Here is a 2,350-nt window from a genome sequence, read left to right as displayed (position 1 = left end):
TCGGGGTGCGTTTCGTTGGCTAGAAACTCTGCTGCATAAACATCAGAGGAAGATTAGCCACTAGGGTAAAACCTAGATAACTTAATATCCATGATGGTGAAAAACCATCCCTCGTGAAATCCGAGTGACAGCCCTACCCTGATTCAATGGAACTAACAAACCTTTGGATTAATGCAAGGGTCGAACAGCGAAGCATCCTAAACCTGACAAGATGTTAGTAGCAGGCAAGGAACTCATGGGTACGCAAGGAAGGTACGTTACAATCATCGTCACGACTTGAGTAGCGAAAGAAGGTTGATACGCTACAGACAAAATGTCACGAAGTCAAAGGAGTATAAGGTTCCCGATTCTTATACTGATTTCCCTAAGCACTTCCGGTGAATAGTACCACCCTAAAAGTTCAAAGAATGGATATTAGGAACGAAATAACCTCCAAAGGCACTCTTAAGAAGGTCGATTCTTAAGTAGGTAGTTAGCCGCAAGTCCTCTGGAGGCGAGATTGAGTCACAAGCAAAAGCTTAGGGTAATGCCTAAGATACGCAGACGGACTCACGTTACATGGAAAGATATGGTCGCAAGTAGTAATGAAAAAGTCTAAAGCTCGGGGATTCATCCCACAGTCGGAATGGAATAAGGTCAATTGGCGAAAGCTAGAAATGACTGTATTTAAGTTACAAAAACGAATATATCAAGCCTCTAAACGTGGTAATGTCCCCGTGGTAAGAAAACTTCAGAAGACTCTGATGAAATCCTGGTCAGCAAAGATGCTAGCGGTGAGAAAGGTAACCCAAGAAAATAAAGGAAAAAGAACTGCCGGAATAGATGGGCGCAAAGCTTTAACCAATAAGCAGCGACTAAACTTAGTAGATTCCCTTAAAATTCACAGGAAACCAAAACCCACCAGAAGAGTTTGGATAGATAAACCCGGTCGTAACGAGAAACGTCCTCTAGGTATACCAACTATCTATGACAGGGCACTACAAGCTCTTACCAAACAGGCACGCTTAACCTGAATGGGAAGCAAAATTTGAACCGAATTCATACGGATTCAGACCAGGACGGTCATGTCATGATGCCATAGAAGCCATCTTCAACTGTATAGGCAAAAAACCAAAATGGGTCTTAGATGCGGATATAGCCAAATGTTTCGACAAGATTAACCACGAAGCATTGCTGAAAAAACTGAATACTTATCCAACACTAAGAAAACTAATAAAATCCTGGCTTAAAGCCGGAGTGATGGATAAAGGAACATTCTCACCTACAAATGAGGGGACTCCCCAAGGAGGAATCATATCCCCCTTGCTGGCGAACATAGCCCTCCACGGAATGGAAGAGTGTATTAAAGAATACGCCAATAATATGAAGGGGACTAAAGAGAAAAATCGTAAAGCCCTTAGCCTCATCAGATATGCGGACGATTTCTTAATAATACACAAAGACCATAAAGTGGTAGAAGAATGCCTTGAAGTAATTGGCAAATGGCTGAATGAAATGGAATTGGAATTGAAGCCTAGTAAAACGAAAATAACCCACACATATGAAGGTTTTAACTTCCTGGGTTTTCAGGTAAAACAACATAAAGTAGGGAAAAACCAGTCCAAACAAGGCTTCAAAACCATAATAAAACCATCCAACGAAAAAGTGACAGAGCATTACGAAAAACTAGCCAGAATCGTTGAAACACATAAAGCCGCACCACAAGCTAGCCTAATCAACAAATTAAAATTCCAAATTAAAGGATGGTGCAACTACTACAGCTCTGTGTGCAGCAAAGAAACATATAGCGACCTGGTAGACATGCTATGGAACAAACTCAGAAGATGGGGAAACCGAAGACATCCAAAGAAATCCCATGAATGGGTTAAGAACAAGTACTGGGGAACAATCAATGGAGATAACTGGGTATTCAAAGACAAAGAGGTAATCCTACCCAAACATGCCAAAACACCAATAGTTAGGCATATCAAAGTCAAAGAAACCAGAAGTCCATATGATGGCGACCTAATATATTGGGGGAACAGAATGGGCAAACACCCTGAAATGTCTTGTACAAGAGGGAGGCTCTTTACGAGACAAAAAGGAATCTGCCCACAATGTAAACTCAAGTTCAAACCCAATGACCAATTAGAAGTGCATCACATCATACCACGCATAAAAGGCGGTAGTAACAAACCAGATAACCTGGAACTACTACACCTACACTGCCACGATAGGAAACATAGCCACAAGTTATGAAGGTACCAATGAAAATGGTTCATGTAATGAGGAGCCGTATGATGCGAAAGTATCACGTACGGTTTTGAAGACGAGTCAGTGAGGTGACTCACTGGCTTAGTTTAATAATCGG

1 pseudogene is annotated in these 2,350 nt (G+C 41.5%); it reads left to right on the top strand.

Annotated features, from left to right (window positions below):
• Positions 1–584 precede the first annotated feature (584 nt).
• Positions 585–2,320: pseudogene (gene ltrA / locus F6K53_RS37500) on the top strand (group II intron reverse transcriptase/maturase).
• The last annotated feature ends 30 nt before the right edge of the window (positions 2,321–2,350 follow it).

Origin of the sequence: Moorena sp. SIO4A1, from assembly GCF_010672065.1 — a bacterium.
GTDB lineage: Bacteria > Cyanobacteriota > Cyanobacteriia > Cyanobacteriales > Coleofasciculaceae > Moorena.
This window is presented reverse-complemented; position numbering and strand designations above follow the sequence as displayed.